General features: G+C 71.7%; 15 protein-coding genes. 6 read left to right on the plus strand and 9 right to left on the minus strand.

Features of this window, described 5'->3' with window-relative positions; genetic code table 11:
• Positions 1-5: 5 nt before the first annotated feature.
• Both Aut01nite_RS05905 and Aut01nite_RS05910 read left to right on the plus strand, forming a co-directional pair.
• A complete protein-coding gene (locus tag Aut01nite_RS05905) occupies positions 6-323 on the plus strand; it encodes a MoaD/ThiS family protein (RefSeq protein ID WP_043521936.1) in 318 nt (105 codons plus the stop codon).
• A 5-nt stretch (positions 324-328) separates the two neighbouring features.
• On the plus strand, positions 329-1,294 hold the full coding sequence (locus tag Aut01nite_RS05910; protein ID WP_043521935.1) for a PLP-dependent cysteine synthase family protein: 966 nt from the start codon (positions 329-331) through the stop codon (positions 1,292-1,294).
• 82 nt (positions 1,295-1,376) lie between these two features.
• Here Aut01nite_RS05910 and Aut01nite_RS05915 read toward each other — a convergent pair whose 3' ends face one another.
• Positions 1,377-1,766: a hypothetical protein gene (locus tag Aut01nite_RS05915; protein ID WP_043521934.1), complete on the minus strand. Its 390-nt coding sequence runs from the start codon at positions 1,764-1,766 to the stop codon at positions 1,377-1,379.
• 276 nt (positions 1,767-2,042) lie between these two features.
• Here Aut01nite_RS05915 and Aut01nite_RS05920 point away from each other — a divergent pair, with 276 nt between their 5' ends.
• The 4 genes from Aut01nite_RS05920 to rdgB all read left to right on the plus strand — a co-directional run bounded on the left by Aut01nite_RS05920 (position 2,043) and on the right by rdgB (position 5,465).
• A complete protein-coding gene (locus tag Aut01nite_RS05920) occupies positions 2,043-2,789 on the plus strand; it encodes an MBL fold metallo-hydrolase (RefSeq protein ID WP_043521933.1) in 747 nt (248 codons plus the stop codon).
• Positions 2,790-2,855: 66 nt separating this feature from the next.
• A complete protein-coding gene (locus Aut01nite_RS05925; protein WP_043521932.1) occupies positions 2,856-4,112 on the plus strand; it encodes a glycosyltransferase in 1,257 nt (418 codons plus the stop codon).
• Positions 4,113-4,122: 10 nt separating this feature from the next.
• Positions 4,123-4,851 carry a ribonuclease PH gene (gene rph, locus Aut01nite_RS05930; protein WP_043521931.1) on the plus strand — a complete coding sequence of 243 codons (729 nt, stop codon included), beginning with the start codon at positions 4,123-4,125 and terminating at the stop codon, positions 4,849-4,851.
• Entirely contained in the window at positions 4,848-5,465 is a 618-nt protein-coding gene (rdgB, locus tag Aut01nite_RS05935; RefSeq protein WP_043521930.1) for an RdgB/HAM1 family non-canonical purine NTP pyrophosphatase, read from the plus strand. Before rph ends, rdgB begins: the two co-directional genes overlap by 4 nt.
• Before the next feature lie 47 nt (positions 5,466-5,512).
• On the opposite strand, the gene Aut01nite_RS05940 is transcribed toward rdgB, so the two are convergent.
• The 8 genes from Aut01nite_RS05940 to Aut01nite_RS05975 form a co-directional block, all read right to left on the minus strand.
• Positions 5,513-6,757, minus strand: a complete 1,245-nt coding sequence (locus Aut01nite_RS05940; protein ID WP_236642482.1) for an alpha/beta fold hydrolase — start codon at positions 6,755-6,757, stop codon at positions 5,513-5,515.
• A 78-nt stretch (positions 6,758-6,835) separates the two neighbouring features.
• Positions 6,836-8,404 (minus strand): histidine ammonia-lyase, encoded by a 1,569-nt coding sequence (hutH, locus tag Aut01nite_RS05945; protein ID WP_043521928.1) that lies wholly within the window; start codon positions 8,402-8,404, stop codon positions 6,836-6,838.
• A complete protein-coding gene (hutI, locus tag Aut01nite_RS05950) occupies positions 8,401-9,585 on the minus strand; it encodes an imidazolonepropionase (protein WP_043521927.1) in 1,185 nt (394 codons plus the stop codon). The genes hutH and hutI overlap by 4 nt, the downstream gene beginning before the upstream one ends.
• On the minus strand, positions 9,582-10,856 hold the full coding sequence (locus Aut01nite_RS05955) for a formimidoylglutamate deiminase (RefSeq protein WP_043521926.1): 1,275 nt from the start codon (positions 10,854-10,856) through the stop codon (positions 9,582-9,584). Before Aut01nite_RS05955 ends, hutI begins: the two co-directional genes overlap by 4 nt.
• Positions 10,853-12,007, minus strand: coding sequence for an allantoate amidohydrolase (locus Aut01nite_RS05960; protein ID WP_043521925.1), 1,155 nt, complete (start codon positions 12,005-12,007; stop codon positions 10,853-10,855). The genes Aut01nite_RS05955 and Aut01nite_RS05960 overlap by 4 nt, the downstream gene beginning before the upstream one ends.
• A 73-nt stretch (positions 12,008-12,080) precedes the next feature.
• On the minus strand, positions 12,081-13,712 hold the full coding sequence (hutU, locus tag Aut01nite_RS05965) for a urocanate hydratase (protein ID WP_043521923.1): 1,632 nt from the start codon (positions 13,710-13,712) through the stop codon (positions 12,081-12,083).
• Positions 13,713-13,724: 12 nt separating this feature from the next.
• The gene (locus tag Aut01nite_RS05970; RefSeq protein ID WP_043521921.1) at positions 13,725-14,570 is read right to left on the minus strand and encodes a MurR/RpiR family transcriptional regulator; all 846 of its coding nucleotides are present in this window, start codon (positions 14,568-14,570) and stop codon (positions 13,725-13,727) included.
• Positions 14,571-14,696: 126 nt separating this feature from the next.
• Complete coding sequence (locus tag Aut01nite_RS05975) at positions 14,697-14,927, minus strand: TM2 domain-containing protein (RefSeq protein WP_043521920.1); 231 nt, start codon at positions 14,925-14,927, stop codon at positions 14,697-14,699.
• Positions 14,928-15,015: the final 88 nt, after the last annotated feature.

Here is a 15,015-nt window from a genome sequence, read left to right on the forward strand (position 1 = left end):
CAGCCATGGCTATCGAAGTCCGCGTTCCCACCATCCTGCGCACCTACACCGGCGGCGCGAAGATCGTGGAGGGCTCCGGTGACACCCTCACCGAGCTGATCGACGACCTGGACGCCAAGCACAGCGGCCTCAAGGGCCGGCTGATCACGCCCGAGGGCGGCCTGCACCGGTTCGTGAACATCTACGTCAACGACGAGGACGTCCGCTTCCTCGGCGCGCTCGACGCCAAGGTCAAGGACGGCGACTCGGTCACCATCCTCCCGGCCGTCGCCGGTGGCGCCCTCGGCTTCGCCGCCGCGGCGGCGTTGCTCGGCGGTCTCTAAGACCGATGGCTCGTTACGAGAGCCTGCTGGACGCGTGCGGGGGCACGCCGCTGGTCGGCCTGCCCCGCCTCTCCCCGGCGGTGCCCGAGGGGGCGCCGCCGGTGCGGCTCTGGGCCAAGTTGGAGGACCGCAACCCGACCGGCAGCATCAAGGACCGTGCCGCGCTGTTCATGGTGCGCGAGGCCGAGGAGTCCGGGCACCTGCGGCCCGGTGACACGATCCTCGAGCCGACCAGCGGCAACACCGGTATCGCCCTGGCCATGGTCGCCAAGCTCCGGGGTTACCGGCTGGTCTGCGTGATGCCGGAGAACGTCTCGGCCGAGCGGACCCAGCTCCTCCGGATGTACGGCGCGGAGATCATCTTCTCGCCGGCCGCGGGTGGTTCCAACCAGGCCGTCGCGACCGCGAAGCAGATCGCCGCCGAGCATCCCGACTGGAAGATGCTGTTCCAGTACGGCAATCCGGCGAACGCCCGCGCGCATTACGAGACGACCGGCCCGGAGCTGCTGCACGACCTGCCCACGATCACGCACTTCGTGGCCGGTCTGGGCACCACCGGCACCCTGATGGGCACCGGCCGCTTCCTGCGGGAGAAGGTCGACGGCATCCAGATCATCGCCGCCGAGCCGCGGTACGGCGAGCTGGTCTACGGCCTGCGCAACATCGACGAGGGTTACGTCCCCGAGTTGTACGACGCCTCGGTGCTGACCCGGCGGTTCTCGGTCGGGACCCGGGACGCAGTGCTGCGGACCCGGCAGCTGATCGAGGTCGAGGGCATCTTCGCCGGGTTCTCCACCGGGGCGGTGCTGCACGCGGCCCTCGCGGTGGCGCACGAGGCGGTCCGGGCCGGCAACCGTGCCGACGTGGCCTTCGTGGTCCCGGACGCGGGCTGGAAATACCTGTCGACCGGCGCTTACGGCGGCACGCTCAACGAGGCGGAAGAGGCCCTCGAGGGCCAGCTCTGGGCTTGAGTTCCGGCGTGTGGAGTCGCGGCGCGGACAGCGGCCGGACTCCACACGCTCCGGGTATGACGGCCGACCGCGGCACGCCGGATCAGTAGGACAGGGCCACCCACACGTTCACGGCCATCGGCGGGGCCGCGGCCAGCAGCAGGAACCAGGGCAGGGTGCGCTGGTGGATGGCGAGGTACGCGGCCACCACGGGCGCCACGCTCAGCATGGTCAGCAGGGCCAGCACCGGCAGATACCAGCCGGGCGCCCCGCTGAACACGGCCATCACCGCCCACAGGCCGACGGCGACCCCGCACAGTCCGAGCGCAGCGCTGTAGAGGGCGATCGCGAGCATCCGCGCGGCTCCCGGCGCCGGGTCGTCCGGCGCCGGGAAGCGGAAGGAGAGCTCGGGATCCGGGGGCGGCGGGCTCGCCTGCGGAAGGTTCGCCTGAGTCACGATCCGGGTCGTCCGCGCCTGCTCGATCGCGGTCATGTCGCCTCCAGCCGATGATCTTCAAAGCACTCACCCTGAGCAACGCGGGTGGATCACCGGACGTGACGGCGCAAAGGTGATGGACGAGGTCACGAGGGCTGTGATGTGTGTTGTCGATTTAGCGACAAATCGATCAGTTGTTAACGCCGGGCAGTTGTCGCGGCGTACGCTTCGCACCGTGATTGACTGGTCTGACAAGTCCGGCGCGGACCGGTCGGGTGAGGCGTGGCCGGCGACTCGGGTCGGGCCAACACAGCGTGAGCCAGAGGGATCCGGATGCGACTAACCGTTCTCGGTTGTGCCGGCAGTTTCCCCGGCCCCGAGTCGGCATGTTCGGCGTACCTGGTGGAGGCCGAGGGATTCCGGCTCCTGATCGACTTCGGTTCCGGGTCGCTCTCGGCCCTGCAGCGTTACTCGGACATGCGGCGCGTCGACGCCATCCTCCTCACTCACCTGCACTGCGACCACATGCTGGACGCCTGCACCTACGTCGTGGTCCGCCGTTACGACCCGGCCGGCGCGCTGCCCCCGCTGCCGGTCTACGCCCCGCTGGGCGCGGCCGAGCGGATCGCCGCCGCCTACAGCACCGAGGGCGAGCCGGTCGACGACGTCTACACCTTCTACGGGCTCCAGCCCGGCACGTTCCCCATCGGGCCGCTGACGGTCACCGTGGACCGGGTCAACCATCCCGTGGAGACGTACGGGGTCCGCGTCGAGCACAACGGCCGGGTGCTGGCCTACTCGTCGGACACGGCGCCCTGCGAGGCGCTGCTGCGGCTGGCCGCCCACGCCGATCTGTTCCTCTGTGAGGCGAGTTACCAGGACGGTGTGGTCAATCCGCCTGACCTGCATCTGACCGGCGGAGAAGCCGGCGAGGCGGCGACGAAGGCCGATGTGGGCAGGCTGCTGCTGACCCATCTCGTGCCGGCCTGGGCCAGTGAGGCATCTATTGTGGAAGCCGCCACCGCCGCCTATGCGGGACCGGTCGAAGTCGTCCGCCCCGGTGCCAGATACGATCTCTGAGCCGGTTACGGGGGCGAGATCGGCTCAGCACCGACCGCATCACGTGTCGTGACTTGGAGTTGTTGCATGCGCATCGTTCGCCTGGCCAACTTCGTCACGGTTCACACCGGCGGCCTGCGGACCGCGCTGCGCGAGCTGGGTCGGGGCTACCAGGCGGCCGGGCACGAGGCGGTGCTGGTCGTCCCCGGCCGTCGTTATTCCGACAAGGTCACCACCCAGGGCCGGGTCATCACGTTGCCCAGCGCACCGTTGCCGCGCACCGGTGGTTACCGTGTGCTCGCCGGCCGGCGTGAGCTGATCAAGCTGCTGGACGGTCTGGAGCCGGACCGGATCGAGGTCTCCGACCGCACCACGCTGCGCTGGACCGGCGACTGGGCGCGCCGTCGCGGGGTCCGCTCGATGATGGTGTCCCACGAGAGCCTGGCCGGTCTGCTCGGCGTCTGGGGCATGCCGAAACGCGACGCTCTCGCCGACCGGTTCAACCGGCGCACCGCCGAGGCGTTCGACACGATCGTCTGCACCACCGCGTTCGCCGCCGAGGAGTTCCGCCGCATCGGTGTGCCGAACCTGGTGGAGGTGCCGCTCGGCGTCGACCTCGACCTGTTCAACCCGGGCGCGATGGACGCCGCCGTCCGCTCGCGGTACGCGCGGCCCGACGAGCTGCTGCTGGTCTACTGCAGCCGGCTCTCCGCGGCGAAACGGCCGGAGCTGGCCGTCGACACGGTCGCCGCGCTGCGCAACGGCAAGGTCCCGGCGGTGCTGGTGATGGCCGGTGACGGCACCCGGCGCACCGCCCTGGCGTACCGGGGGGCACGTCTGCCGGTCCGCTTCGCCGGTCACATCTCCGAGCGCCCGGCCGTCGCCGCGCTGCTGGCCAGCGCCGACGTGGTGTTGTCGCCCGGTCCGGTGGAGACGTTCGGGCTGGCCACTCTGGAGGCGATGGCCTGCGGCACGCCCGTGGTGGTGAACGAGCAGAGTGCCCTGCCCGAGGTGGTCGGTGACGGCGGCGTGTCGGTGCCCGGCACGGCCGAGGCGTTCGCCGACGCGGTCAGCCGGCTGATGGAGCGGCCCCGGCTGGAGCGCCGGGCGGCGGCCCGCGCGCAGGCGGAGCGGTACGGCTGGCCCGAATCGGTCGAGGGTTTCCTGCGGGCGCACGAGGCGATCCCGGAGCCCGCGACGGGCCCGCTGGCGGGTCTGATCCGGCCGGCGGTGCCGTCCACGTCGTACGTCGACGGTGTTCCCTGCCCTCGCCGGATCGCCGCCACCGAGGAAAAACCGCGTGAGGCCGGGGCGGACGAAGCCGGCGCCGCCCGTTACGCATAGGGTTGGGGGTATGGCACGTCCCGACGGCCGAACGGCCGACCAGCTGCGACCGGTGACCCTGACCCGGCACTGGAGCATCCACCCCGAAGGCTCGGTGCTGGTGGAGTTCGGCAACACCCGGGTGCTGTGCACCGCGAGCGTCACCGAGGGGGTTCCCCGCTGGCGCAAGGGCTCCGGCCTCGGCTGGGTCACCGCGGAGTACGCGATGCTGCCCCGCGCCACCAACACCCGCGGCGACCGGGAGAGCGTCAAGGGCAAGGTCGGCGGCCGCACCCAGGAGATCTCCCGCCTGATCGGTCGCAGCCTGCGGGCCTGCATCGACCTGAAGGCGCTCGGCGAGAATTCGATCGTTCTCGACTGTGACGTGCTCCAGGCCGACGGAGGCACCCGGACCGCCGCGATCACCGGCGCCTATGTGGCCCTGCACGACGCGGTCACCTGGCTGGCTTCGCGCAAGGCGCTCGCGGGCAAGGTGGAGAAGGTGCTGCACACCTCGATCCAGGCGGTCAGTGTGGGCATCTTCGACGGTGAGGCCCGCCTCGACCTGAACTACGAGGAGGACGTCGCCGCCGGCGTCGACATGAACGTGGTGTGCACCGGCGAGGGCGACTTCGTCGAAGTGCAGGGGACGGGGGAGAACGGCGTGTTCCGCAGGGCTCAGTTGGACGCCATGCTCGATCTCGGTGTGCTCGGCTGCGCCGAGCTGGCCGCCGCGCAGCAGAAGGCCCTCTCCTCATGAGCGGCGCGCGGCTGCTGCTGGCCACAGGGAACATGAAGAAGCTCGTCGAGCTGCAGCGGATCCTGGACGCGGCGCTCGGCCGCAGCCAGATCGAGCTGGTCGGCCTCGGTGACTTCCCGGATTATCCGGACGTGCCCGAGACCGGCCTGACCTTCGGCGAGAACGCGCTGATCAAGGCCCGGGAGGGCGCCAAGCGGACCGGCCTGCCGACGGTGGCCGACGACTCCGGCATCGCGGTCGACGCGCTCAACGGCATGCCCGGCGTCTTCAGCGCCCGCTGGTCCGGCCGGCACGGCGACGACGCGGCCAACCTGGACCTGGTCCTGGCCCAGATCAGCGATGTCGCCGACGAGCAGCGGGGCGGGGCGTTCGTGTGCGCGGCCGCGCTGGTGCTGCCGAACGGGCGCGAGCACCTGGTGGAGGGCCGCCAGACCGGGCGCCTGATGCGCAGCCGCCGCGGCGAGGGCGGTTTCGGTTACGACCCGATCTTCCTCGGGGACGGCCAGGACCGGACGAACGCCGAGCTCGCCCCCGCCGAGAAGGACGCCATCAGCCACCGTGGCAAGGCCCTCCGCGAACTGGCGAAGGTCATCGCCAAGGAACTGCCCCGCTGACGTGGGTGTGGTCCGGCCGCCCTGCGCGCCCGAACCACACCGGGTCTTCAGTCCTTCAACAGCTCCAGCAGACGGTCGAGGACGCGTTCGGAGCGCCCGAGACCGTCGTGGGCGTACTCGTTGGTCACCCACGGCCGCAGGCCCTTGACGGTGGCGGCGGTGGCCAGCGACATGTCCCGGTCCACGTACATGTCGTCGTGGTAGACGGCGGCCACCACCGGCACCTCGTTGGCGGCCAGCCGCGCCGGGTCGTACAGCGCCGGCCAGTCGTCCTTGGCGGCCAGCCGGCCGGCCGCGCCGGCGAGCGGGATCAGCGCCGGGTCCTCCTCGAACAGCCAGGGATAGATCATCTCCCCGGTGAACCGGACCGGTCCGCCCGCGTCCAGGTCGAACGCCGGGAACTCGTCGCGGACCCGGTGCGCCGCCCACCCGGTCGCCGCACCCTGGCCGTAGATCGCCTCGTGCGCGGTCGCGAACAGCGGGAACTCGGCGAACGAGATCGCCGCGTCCACCCGGCGCAGGAACACCTCGGACAGCTCGGGCCCGGCGAACGCCTCCTCGAGGAGGTGGTGCAGCAGGTCGAAGCGGGCCTGGGAGCCGAGGTGGATGCCGAGCGTCTGGAACCGGCGCGGGGTGAGCCGGTCCCCGCCGGGCAGCCGGGCGTCCTGGTCGCGCAGCGCGTCGACGACCCGCCGGGCCAGTGCCTCGTCCTCCGGGTACCGCGCGTAGTACCGCTCGTTGTGGGCCAGCACCCGCGGATAGGCGGCCCGGTAGACGTCCTCCGCGGTCGCGGTCAGCCCCGGCAGCCCACCGGTGATGATCACTTCGCGGAGCCCTTGCGGGGCGAAACTCAGGTAGGTGACCGCGCAGAACCCGCCGAAGCTCTGCCCCAGCACGCTCCACGGCCGGTCCCCGGCCAGGTGGGCCCGTAGCAGTTCGGCGTCGGCCACGATGCTGTCCGCCCGGAAGTGCGCCAGATGCCCGGCCGGATCGTCGACGCGGGCCAGCGTCTGCCGGGTGAGCGGGGTGCTGCGCCCGGTGCCGCGCTGGTCGAGCAGCACCACCCGGTAGTCGCGGACCGCCCGGCGCAGCCACACCGGCAGCTCCCGCGGCGCCCGGTGTCCCGGCCCGCCCTGGAGGTAGAGCAGGAACGGCCGGCTTTCGGCCGCCGGATCGTTCTCCCGCACCTCACGCGCGAAGATCTCGATCCGCGGGCCCGTCGGCCTCCGATGTTCCAGAGGTACGGAAAGGGTGTGCCCGGTGAAGATCAGCCCGGAGTGACGGTGCATCATCCCCCGAGCCTCCCGCATCGACTTCGGTGTGTGGAGTCCGGGCGCGCACAGCGGCCGGGCTCCGCACACCGAAAGGCTTCAGCGCAGTGGGCCGGTGGTGGCCTCGACGGCGGCGCGCAGGGCCGGGCCGGCGACCACGGCGCGAGCCTGTTCCAGGATGGGGGCGAGGAACAGGTCGGGGCCGGGGCTGCCGGCGAACGGTGCGACCGCCGCCACCGCCGCCCGCCCGGCCGGGGAGGGGACGAGTGGGGCGCGCAGCTGCAGACCGCGGACCGCGGCGAGCAGTTCCACGGCGAGCAGGCTGGTCAGGTTGTCCAGGACGGTGCGCAGCTTCTTGGCGGCCGCCCAGCCCATCGACACGTGGTCCTCCTGCATGCCGCTGGTCGGCAGCGAGTCCACCGAGGCCGGGGAGGCGAGCCGCCGGTTCTCCGCGACGATCCCGGCCGCCGTGTACTGGGCGATCATCAGGCCGGAGTTGACCCCGGCGTCGGGGGACAGGAACGGCGGCAGGTCGCGGGAGCGGGTGACGTCGAGCAGCCGGTCGACCCGGCGTTCGGCGATCGCGCCGACCTCGGCGGCGGCGATGGCCAGGAAGTCGGCGGCGAAACCGAGCGGGGCGCCGTGGAAGTTCCCGGTCGACTCGACCCGCCCGTCCGTCAGCACCACCGGGTTGTCCACCACCGACACCAGTTCCCGGCCGCAGGTGACGGCGACGAAGTCGAGGGTGTCCCGGGCCGCGCCGGCGACCTGCGGGGCGCAGCGCATCGAGTACGCGTCCTGCACCGCGTGCGCCAGGTCGTCCCGGTGCGAGTCCATGATCGCCGAGCCCTGCAGCAGCCGGTGGATGTTCGCCGCCGACGCGGCCTGGCCGGGGTGCGGGCGGATGTCGTGCAGTTCGGGCAGGAACGGCCGGTCCGAGCCGAGCATCGCCTCGATGGCCAGCGCCGCGGTCACGTCGGCCATCGCGAACAGGTGCCGGGCGTCGGCGATCGCCAGCAGCAGCATGCCGAGCATGCCGTCGGTGCCGTTGATCAGCGCCAGGCCCTCCTTGGCGGCCAGGTCCAGCGGCCGCAGCCCGGCGCCGCGCAGCGCCTCCGCCCCGGTGATCCGGGAGCCGTCCTTGCCGAGCACCCACCCTTCGCCGAGCAGCACCAGCGCGCAGTGCGCGAGCGGCGCCAGGTCGCCGGAGGCGCCCAGCGAGCCGTGTTCCGGCACCCACGGCGTGATGTCGTGGTTGAGCAGGTCGACGAGGCCCTGGGCGAGTTCCGGCCGGACCCCGGAGCGGCCCAGCGCCAGCGACCGCACCCGCAGCAGGATCATCGCCCGGACCACCTCGCGCGGCATCGGCGCGCCGATGCCGGCGGCATGCGAGCGGATCAGCGCGTGTTGCAGTTCGGCCCGGCGGGACGGTTCGATCGACGTGCCGGCGAGCGCGCCGAAGCCGGTGGAGACGCCGTAGACGGGCCGCCCGGACGCCTCGATGTTGTCGACGATGGCCCGGCTGGCGGCCATCGCGTCGACGGCGGCGGGCGAGATCTCGACGCGGACGTCGCCACCGGCCGTGGAGGCTCCGGCAGGGAAGGGGGATCGGGCGACGGCGAGGACGTCGGCGGGGGAGACCCCGGTGGGCTGAACGGTGACGATCATTGCGGCACTCCGTCGTGCAGAACGGTTCGGATCAGTGGCACACCGGGCCGGTAGGCCAGATGCAGGTGGGAGGGTGCGTCCAGGACGATCAGATCGGCGCGGGCGCCGACCGAGATCCGGCCGATGTCGGTGCGGCGCAGGGCGTGCGCGCCACCCGCGGTGGCTGCCGTGACCGCTTCGCTCGGGGTCAGGCCCATGTCGCGTACGGCCAGCGCGATGCAGAACGGCATCGAGGACGTGTACGACGACCCCGGGTTGCAGTCGGTGGCGAGGGCGACGGTGACGCCGGCGCCGAGCAGCCGCCGGGCGTCCGGATAGGGCGACCGGGTGGAGAACTCCGCGCCCGGCAGCAGGGTGGCGACCGTACCGGAGGCGCCGTCGCAGTGACACATGCAGTCGATCACCGTCGAGGCGAGCGCGTCCACGTCGTCGCCGGTGAGGTGGGTGCAGTGGTCGACGCTCGCCGCGCCCATCTCGACGGCCAGCGCAACGCCCGGGCCGGGCCCGAGCTGGTTGCCGTGCACCCGCAGGCCGAGCCCGGCGGCCTGCCCGGCGGCCAGGACGGTGCGGGCCTGGTCGGCGTCGAAGGCCCCGCGTTCGCAGAACACGTCGATCCAGCGGGCGTACGGCCTGGCGGCGTTGAGCATCGGGCCGGTGACCAGGGCGACGTACGCCCACGGATCGTCCCGGTACTCGGCCGGCACCACGTGCGCCCCGAGGAACGTCGTCTCGCTGGTGAACTCGGCCGCGATCCGCAGGGACCGCGCCTCGTCGGCCACGTTCAGCCCGTACCCCGACTTGATCTCGATCGTGGTGGTGCCCTGCCGCAGCGCCTCGCCCACCAGTCGCCGCGCATTGCGGCGCAGCTCGTCGTCGGACGCCGCCCGGGTCGCGCCGACCGTGGTCCGGATCCCGCCGCCGGTGTAGGACTCCCCGGCCATCCGGGCCGCGAACTCGGGCGCCCGGTCCCCGGCGAAGATCAGATGCGCGTGGCTGTCCACGAAGCCGGGCAGCACCGCGGCCCCGTCCGCGTTCAGCACCGTGTCGGCCGCCGGAGCCGAGGACGCCGGGCCGATCCAGGCGATCAGGCCGTCCTCCGCCACGACCGCCATGTCGTGCCGGATCCCGAGGCTGTGGTCGTTGGTGAACAGCTCACCGATGTCGGTGATCAGAACGCTCATGACAGCGCCTTCGCCAGTTCGCGGGGTACGTCCACGAGCGTGTGCCGCCCGTCGGCGACGATCCGCCGGCCACCGGAGATCACGTGCGTGACGTCCGCCCCGGTGGCCGCGAAGATCGCCTGGTCCGGACGGGCGCCGGCGGTCCGTACGCCGTCCAGGGAGACCGCGACCAGATCGGCTCGCAAGCCGGGCGCGATACCGCCCGCATCGTCCCAGCCCAGCGCGGCATGATGGGCCGCCGCCGCGATGAGCGCCGCCGCCGGGAAGTGGCCGCGGCTCTCGGTGGCCAGCCGCTCGTGCATCTCCAGGCCGCGGATCTCCTCGAACGGATCGATCACCGCATGGCTGTCGCTGCCCAGGCTGAGCGGCACGTTTGCGCCGGCGAGCCGCCCCGCCGGGCCGATGCCGTCGGCCAGATCCCGTTCGGTGGTGGGGCAGAGGCAGACGCCCGCGCCACTGTCGCCGAGCAGTTTCACGTCACCGTCGGTGAGGTGGGTGGCGTGCACGGCGGTGGTTCCCGGCCCGAGGACGCCGTGCCGGTCCAGCAGTTCGGTGGGGGTGCAACCGTGCACGGCCCGGCACTGCTCGTTCTCGGCGCGCTGTTCGGAGAGGTGCACGTGCAGCGGGGCACGGCCGGCCAGCAGGCGCAGTTGGTCGGCGGGCACCGCCCGTACCGAATGGATCGCCGCGCCGATCAGGGCGTGCGGGGCCGCCGTGAGCCGGTCGGCCCGTTCCGCCCAGGCCGCCGCGTCGCCGTCGCCGAACCGTTCCTGAACACCCCGCAACGGCGTCCCGTCCACGCCCGCGGTCAGGTAGAGCGTGTCGAGCAGGGTGATCCTGATACCGGCTTCGTCGGCGGCCTGGATCAGGGCCGCGCCCATCGCGTTCGGGTCGTCGTAACGGGCGCCGCCCGGCCCGTGGTGCAGGTAGTGGAACTCGCCCACGCAGGTGATCCCGGCCAGCGCCATCTCGGCGTAGACGGCCCGCGCGAGCGTCAGGTAGGAGTCCGGGTCCAGGGTCGCGGCGGCCGCGTACATCTGCTCCCGCCAGGTCCAGAAACTGCCCCGGCCGCTGTGCGTGCGGCCGCGCAGCACCCGGTGGAAGGCGTGCGAGTGCGCGTTCGCCAGGCCGGGCAGCACCAGGCCGGGCAGGATCTCGCCGTCGGTCCGCGCACCCGGCGTCACGGTGGTGAACCGGCCGTCCCCGATCTCGATCAGCACGTCGTCCTCGACCCGGCCACCGACCCACGCGTGCCTCGCGAAGAACCTCATCCCAGCTCCTCCAGGACCGTGGCCAGAGCCTCCACGCCGGCCTCGCAGTCGGCTTCGGTGGCGTGCTCGGCGGGAGCGTGCGACACCCCGGTCGGGTTGCGGACGAACAGCATCGCGGTCGGCACGTGCGCCGACAGCACCCCGGCGTCGTGCCCGGCCTGGGTCGGCAGGATCGGCGCGTCGCCCAGCAGCGCGGACAGCCGCCCGGCCAGCGCGGTGTCGAAGGCGACCTCGCCGGTCACCGACTCGGCGGTCACCGCCAGCGCGGTTCCGTCCCGGCCGGCCCGTTCGGTCGCCTCGCGCACCACCGCGTCGACCAGCCGGCCGAGGGTGGCGGTGTCCACGGCCCGGGCGTCCAGCCAGCCGCGGACCAGCGACGGGATGGCATTGGTGGCGTTCGGTTCGACCTGGACGCGGCCCATGGTGGCGTGCGCGCCGGCCTCGATCGCCGCCCGGTTGGCGGCGAGCACGGTGTGCGCGAACGTCAGCATCGGGTCGTGCCGGTCGGTCATCCGGGTCGTCCCGGCGTGGTCGCCGACGCCGGTGAAATCCATCCGCCAGCGGCCGTGCGGCCAGATCGCGCTGCCCACTCCGACCGGAGTCGTGAGGGCGCGTCCCTGCTCGATGTGCAGTTCGACGTAAGCTGCTACGTTGGCGATTTGTCCGATAAATCCGGACGGAACGGAGTTCAGGGCGGCGCTGAAGGTGACGCCGTCACGGTCCTTCAGCGTCGCGGCCTTCTCGGGTGCGATCGCGCCGGTCAAAAGCCTGGATCCTAGGCACGGTACGCCGAATCGCCCACCCTCCTCCTCGACAAAAGCCGCAATCCCGACTTTTCGGTCACTTGGAAGACGGTCGACGGCCAGGAATGCGCTCACGATCCCCAACGGCCCGTCATAACCGCCCCCGTGCGGCACCGAGTCGAAATGCGACCCGGTCAGCACGGTCCCCGGCGCCCACGGCTCACCCCGCCACGCGAACAGATTCCCGTTCCCGTCCTCGGTCACCGTCATGTCCCGGAACGAGGCCTGCGCCCGGAACCAGTCCCGCAACGTCAGCTCCGGCTCGGTCAGCGCGAACCGCAGATAGCCGCCGCTGTCCGCCCGCCCGACCGGCGCAATCTCCGCCCACAGCTTCGCGAACTCGCTCATGGCGCCACCTCCGCTGCGCTCCGGCGTCGCCCTGAGTTCATGACTGAGCCGACCGATTCGCTCGCAAGCTCGCTCATGGCTTCATCGGAATCTGCACGCCACCGGCCGACTGCGACTCGTACCCCGCGTCGACATGGCGCAGCACGCCCATCGCCGGGTCGTTGGTCAGCACCCGCTCGATCTTCTGCCCCGCCAGCGCGGTGCCGTCGGCCACACAGACCTGACCGGCATGGATGCTGCGGCCGATGCCGACCCCGCCACCGTGGTGGATCGACACCCAGCTCGCCCCGGACGCGGTGTTGACGAGCGCGTTCAGCAGCGGCCAGTCGGCGATCGCGTCGGAGCCGTCGAGCATCGCCTCGGTCTCCCGGTACGGCGACGCCACCGACCCGGAGTCCAGGTGGTCCCGGCCGATCACGATCGGCGCGCTCAGCTCACCGCGGGCGACCATGTCGTTGAAGCGGACCCCGGCGACGTCGCGTTCGCCGTATCCCAGCCAGCAGATCCGGGCCGGCAGCCCCTGGAAGGCGACCCGCTCGCCGGCCAACCGGATCCACCGGGCGAGCGGCTCGTTCTCCGGGAACAGGTCGAGGACCGCGCGGTCGGTGGCGGCGATGTCGGCCGGGTCGCCGGAGAGCGCCGCCCACCGGAACGGGCCCTTGCCTTCGGCGAAGAGCGGCCGGATGTACGCGGGAACGAACCCGGGGAAGTCGAAGGCCCGCTGGTAGCCGGCGAGTTTCGCCTCGCCCCGGATCGAGTTGCCGTAGTCGAACACCTCGGCTCCGGCGTCCTGGAACCCGACCATGGCCTCGACCTGCTGCGCCATGCTGTCCCGGGACCGCTCGGTGAACTCGTCCGGATTCTTCCGGGCGAAGTCGGCGGCTTCGTCCAGTGCGACGCCGAGCGGCAGATAGCTCAGCGGGTCGTGGGCGCTGGTCTGATCGGTGACGATGTCGATCGCTACGCCGGCCCTCAGCAGCGCCGGGAAGACCTCCGCGGCGTTGCCGACGACGCCGATGCTCAGCGCTCGACGCTCCTGCTTCGCCGTCATCGCGATGTTCACGGACTCGTCCAGACTGTCCGCGATGACATCGAGATACCGGGTGTCGACGCGGCGCTGCAGACGGGTCCGGTCCACGTCCACGACCAGGCATACGCCACCGTTCATGGTCACCGCCAGCGGCTGCGCGCCACCCATCCCGCCGCACCCGCCGGTCAGCGTCAGCGTCCCCGCCAGATCGCCACCGAACCTCTTGGCGGCCACCGCCGCGAACGTCTCGTAGGTGCCCTGAAGGATCCCCTGCGTTCCGATGTAGATCCACGAACCGGCGGTCATCTGCCCGTACATGGTCAGGCCCAGCTGCTCCAGGCGGCGGAACTCCGGCCAGGTCGCCCAATCGCCGACCAGGTTCGAGTTCGCGATCAGCACCCGCGGCGCCCACTCGTGGGTGCGCAACACACCGACCGGCTTGCCGGACTGCACCAGAAGCGTCTCGTCACCTCGCAACCCGTCCAGTTCCCGGACGATCGCGTGGAACGACGGCCAGTCACGGGCGGCGCGACCGGTCCCGCCGTACACCACCAGATCCTGCGGCCTCTCGGCCACCTCCGGGTCCAGGTTGTTCATCAGCATGCGCTTGGCGGCCTCCTGCGGCCAACCCTTCGCGGTGTACGCCGTACCGCGCGGCGCCCTGATCTCCGACATCTCGTTCCTCCCTCAGGCCATGAAAACGTGCCGGCGGGCGGCGGTCGCCTCGAACTCCTCGAGACGGCGCTGCACCGGCTCCGGGGCCGCGTCACACATCGCCTGCAGCAGCACCATGGCCATCGCCATCGGGCCGGTGTGCAGGTCGAAGACGAGTTGCGTGCCGACCGCGGCGGGCAGCACCACGTCGGCGTGCTCGGCCACCGGGCTGACCGCCGAGTCGGTGATCGCGACCACCGAGAGCCCGGCCGCCTTCGCCTCGCGGACGGCCTCCACCGACTCACGCGGGTAACGGGGGAGCACGATGGCCAGCATCGCACCGGCGCCGTCCGCATGGGCCTGATCGAGCCGGTCCAGCAGGCTCGTGCCACCGCCGTCGAGCACCCGCACACCCGGGAACACCTTCGCGGCGAAATAGCCGAAGTACGCCGCGAGCGGTGCGGCGGCGCGCAGGCCCAGGACGGGCAGGGGGCGGCTGTCGATCAGCAGGGCGGCCGCACGGCGTACGTCATCGAGATCGTGAAGTTGCTCCGCGACCCGCCGCAGGTGCTCCGTCTCACCGTGCACCGCGCTCTGCATCGCGTTCTGCTCGGCCGGCTCGGCCGGCTCGCCGGTGGTGAGCGCCCGCAGCTCCCGCCGCAGCGCCGGATATCCGGAATGGCCCAGCGCCATCGCGAACCGGGTCACCGACGGCTGGCTGACCCCGGCCAGCTCGGCCACCTCGGCGGCGGACAGATAGGCCGCCTTCGCCGCGTGCTCCACCAGGCTGTGCGCGATCCGCCGCTGGGTGGGGGTGAGGCGCGCGCCCTGGAACAGATCCAGCACCCGCCCGGCCGTCCTGACCGCATCGTCATTCACGCGGGCAGCTTATGCATAAAATCTTTCAGAAAGCCAGAAGTCATGTACGACAACGCCGTGCCGGGCGCCAACGAAACGGGCCGGACCCCCTGTCCAGGGGATCCGGCCCGTTCCGGGCTGATCGTGTCAGACCGCGGCACCCGCCAGGCGCGCGTTCGCCTCAGCGACCTGCTTCGGCAGCGTGAAGAGGTCGATCAGCAGACCGATACCCAGGAAGCCCAGGGTGAAGATGTACGCGATACCGAGGCCGGTCTTGCCCAGGTAGAACTTGTGCACACCGATCCCGCCGAAGAAGAACCAGAGCACGTACGCGAGACCGACCTGCTTGACCGGTGCGCCAACGACCTGCTGAGTCATCGAAGAAACTCCCGTAAAAAGGTACCGACGGCCCTGCCGGGCCGAGATCGACAAAGCTGAAGGGCGTGAGCGTAGTTGATCAAGAACG

It is taken from the genome of Actinoplanes utahensis, from assembly GCF_016862455.1.
GTDB lineage: Bacteria > Actinomycetota > Actinomycetes > Mycobacteriales > Micromonosporaceae > Actinoplanes > Actinoplanes utahensis.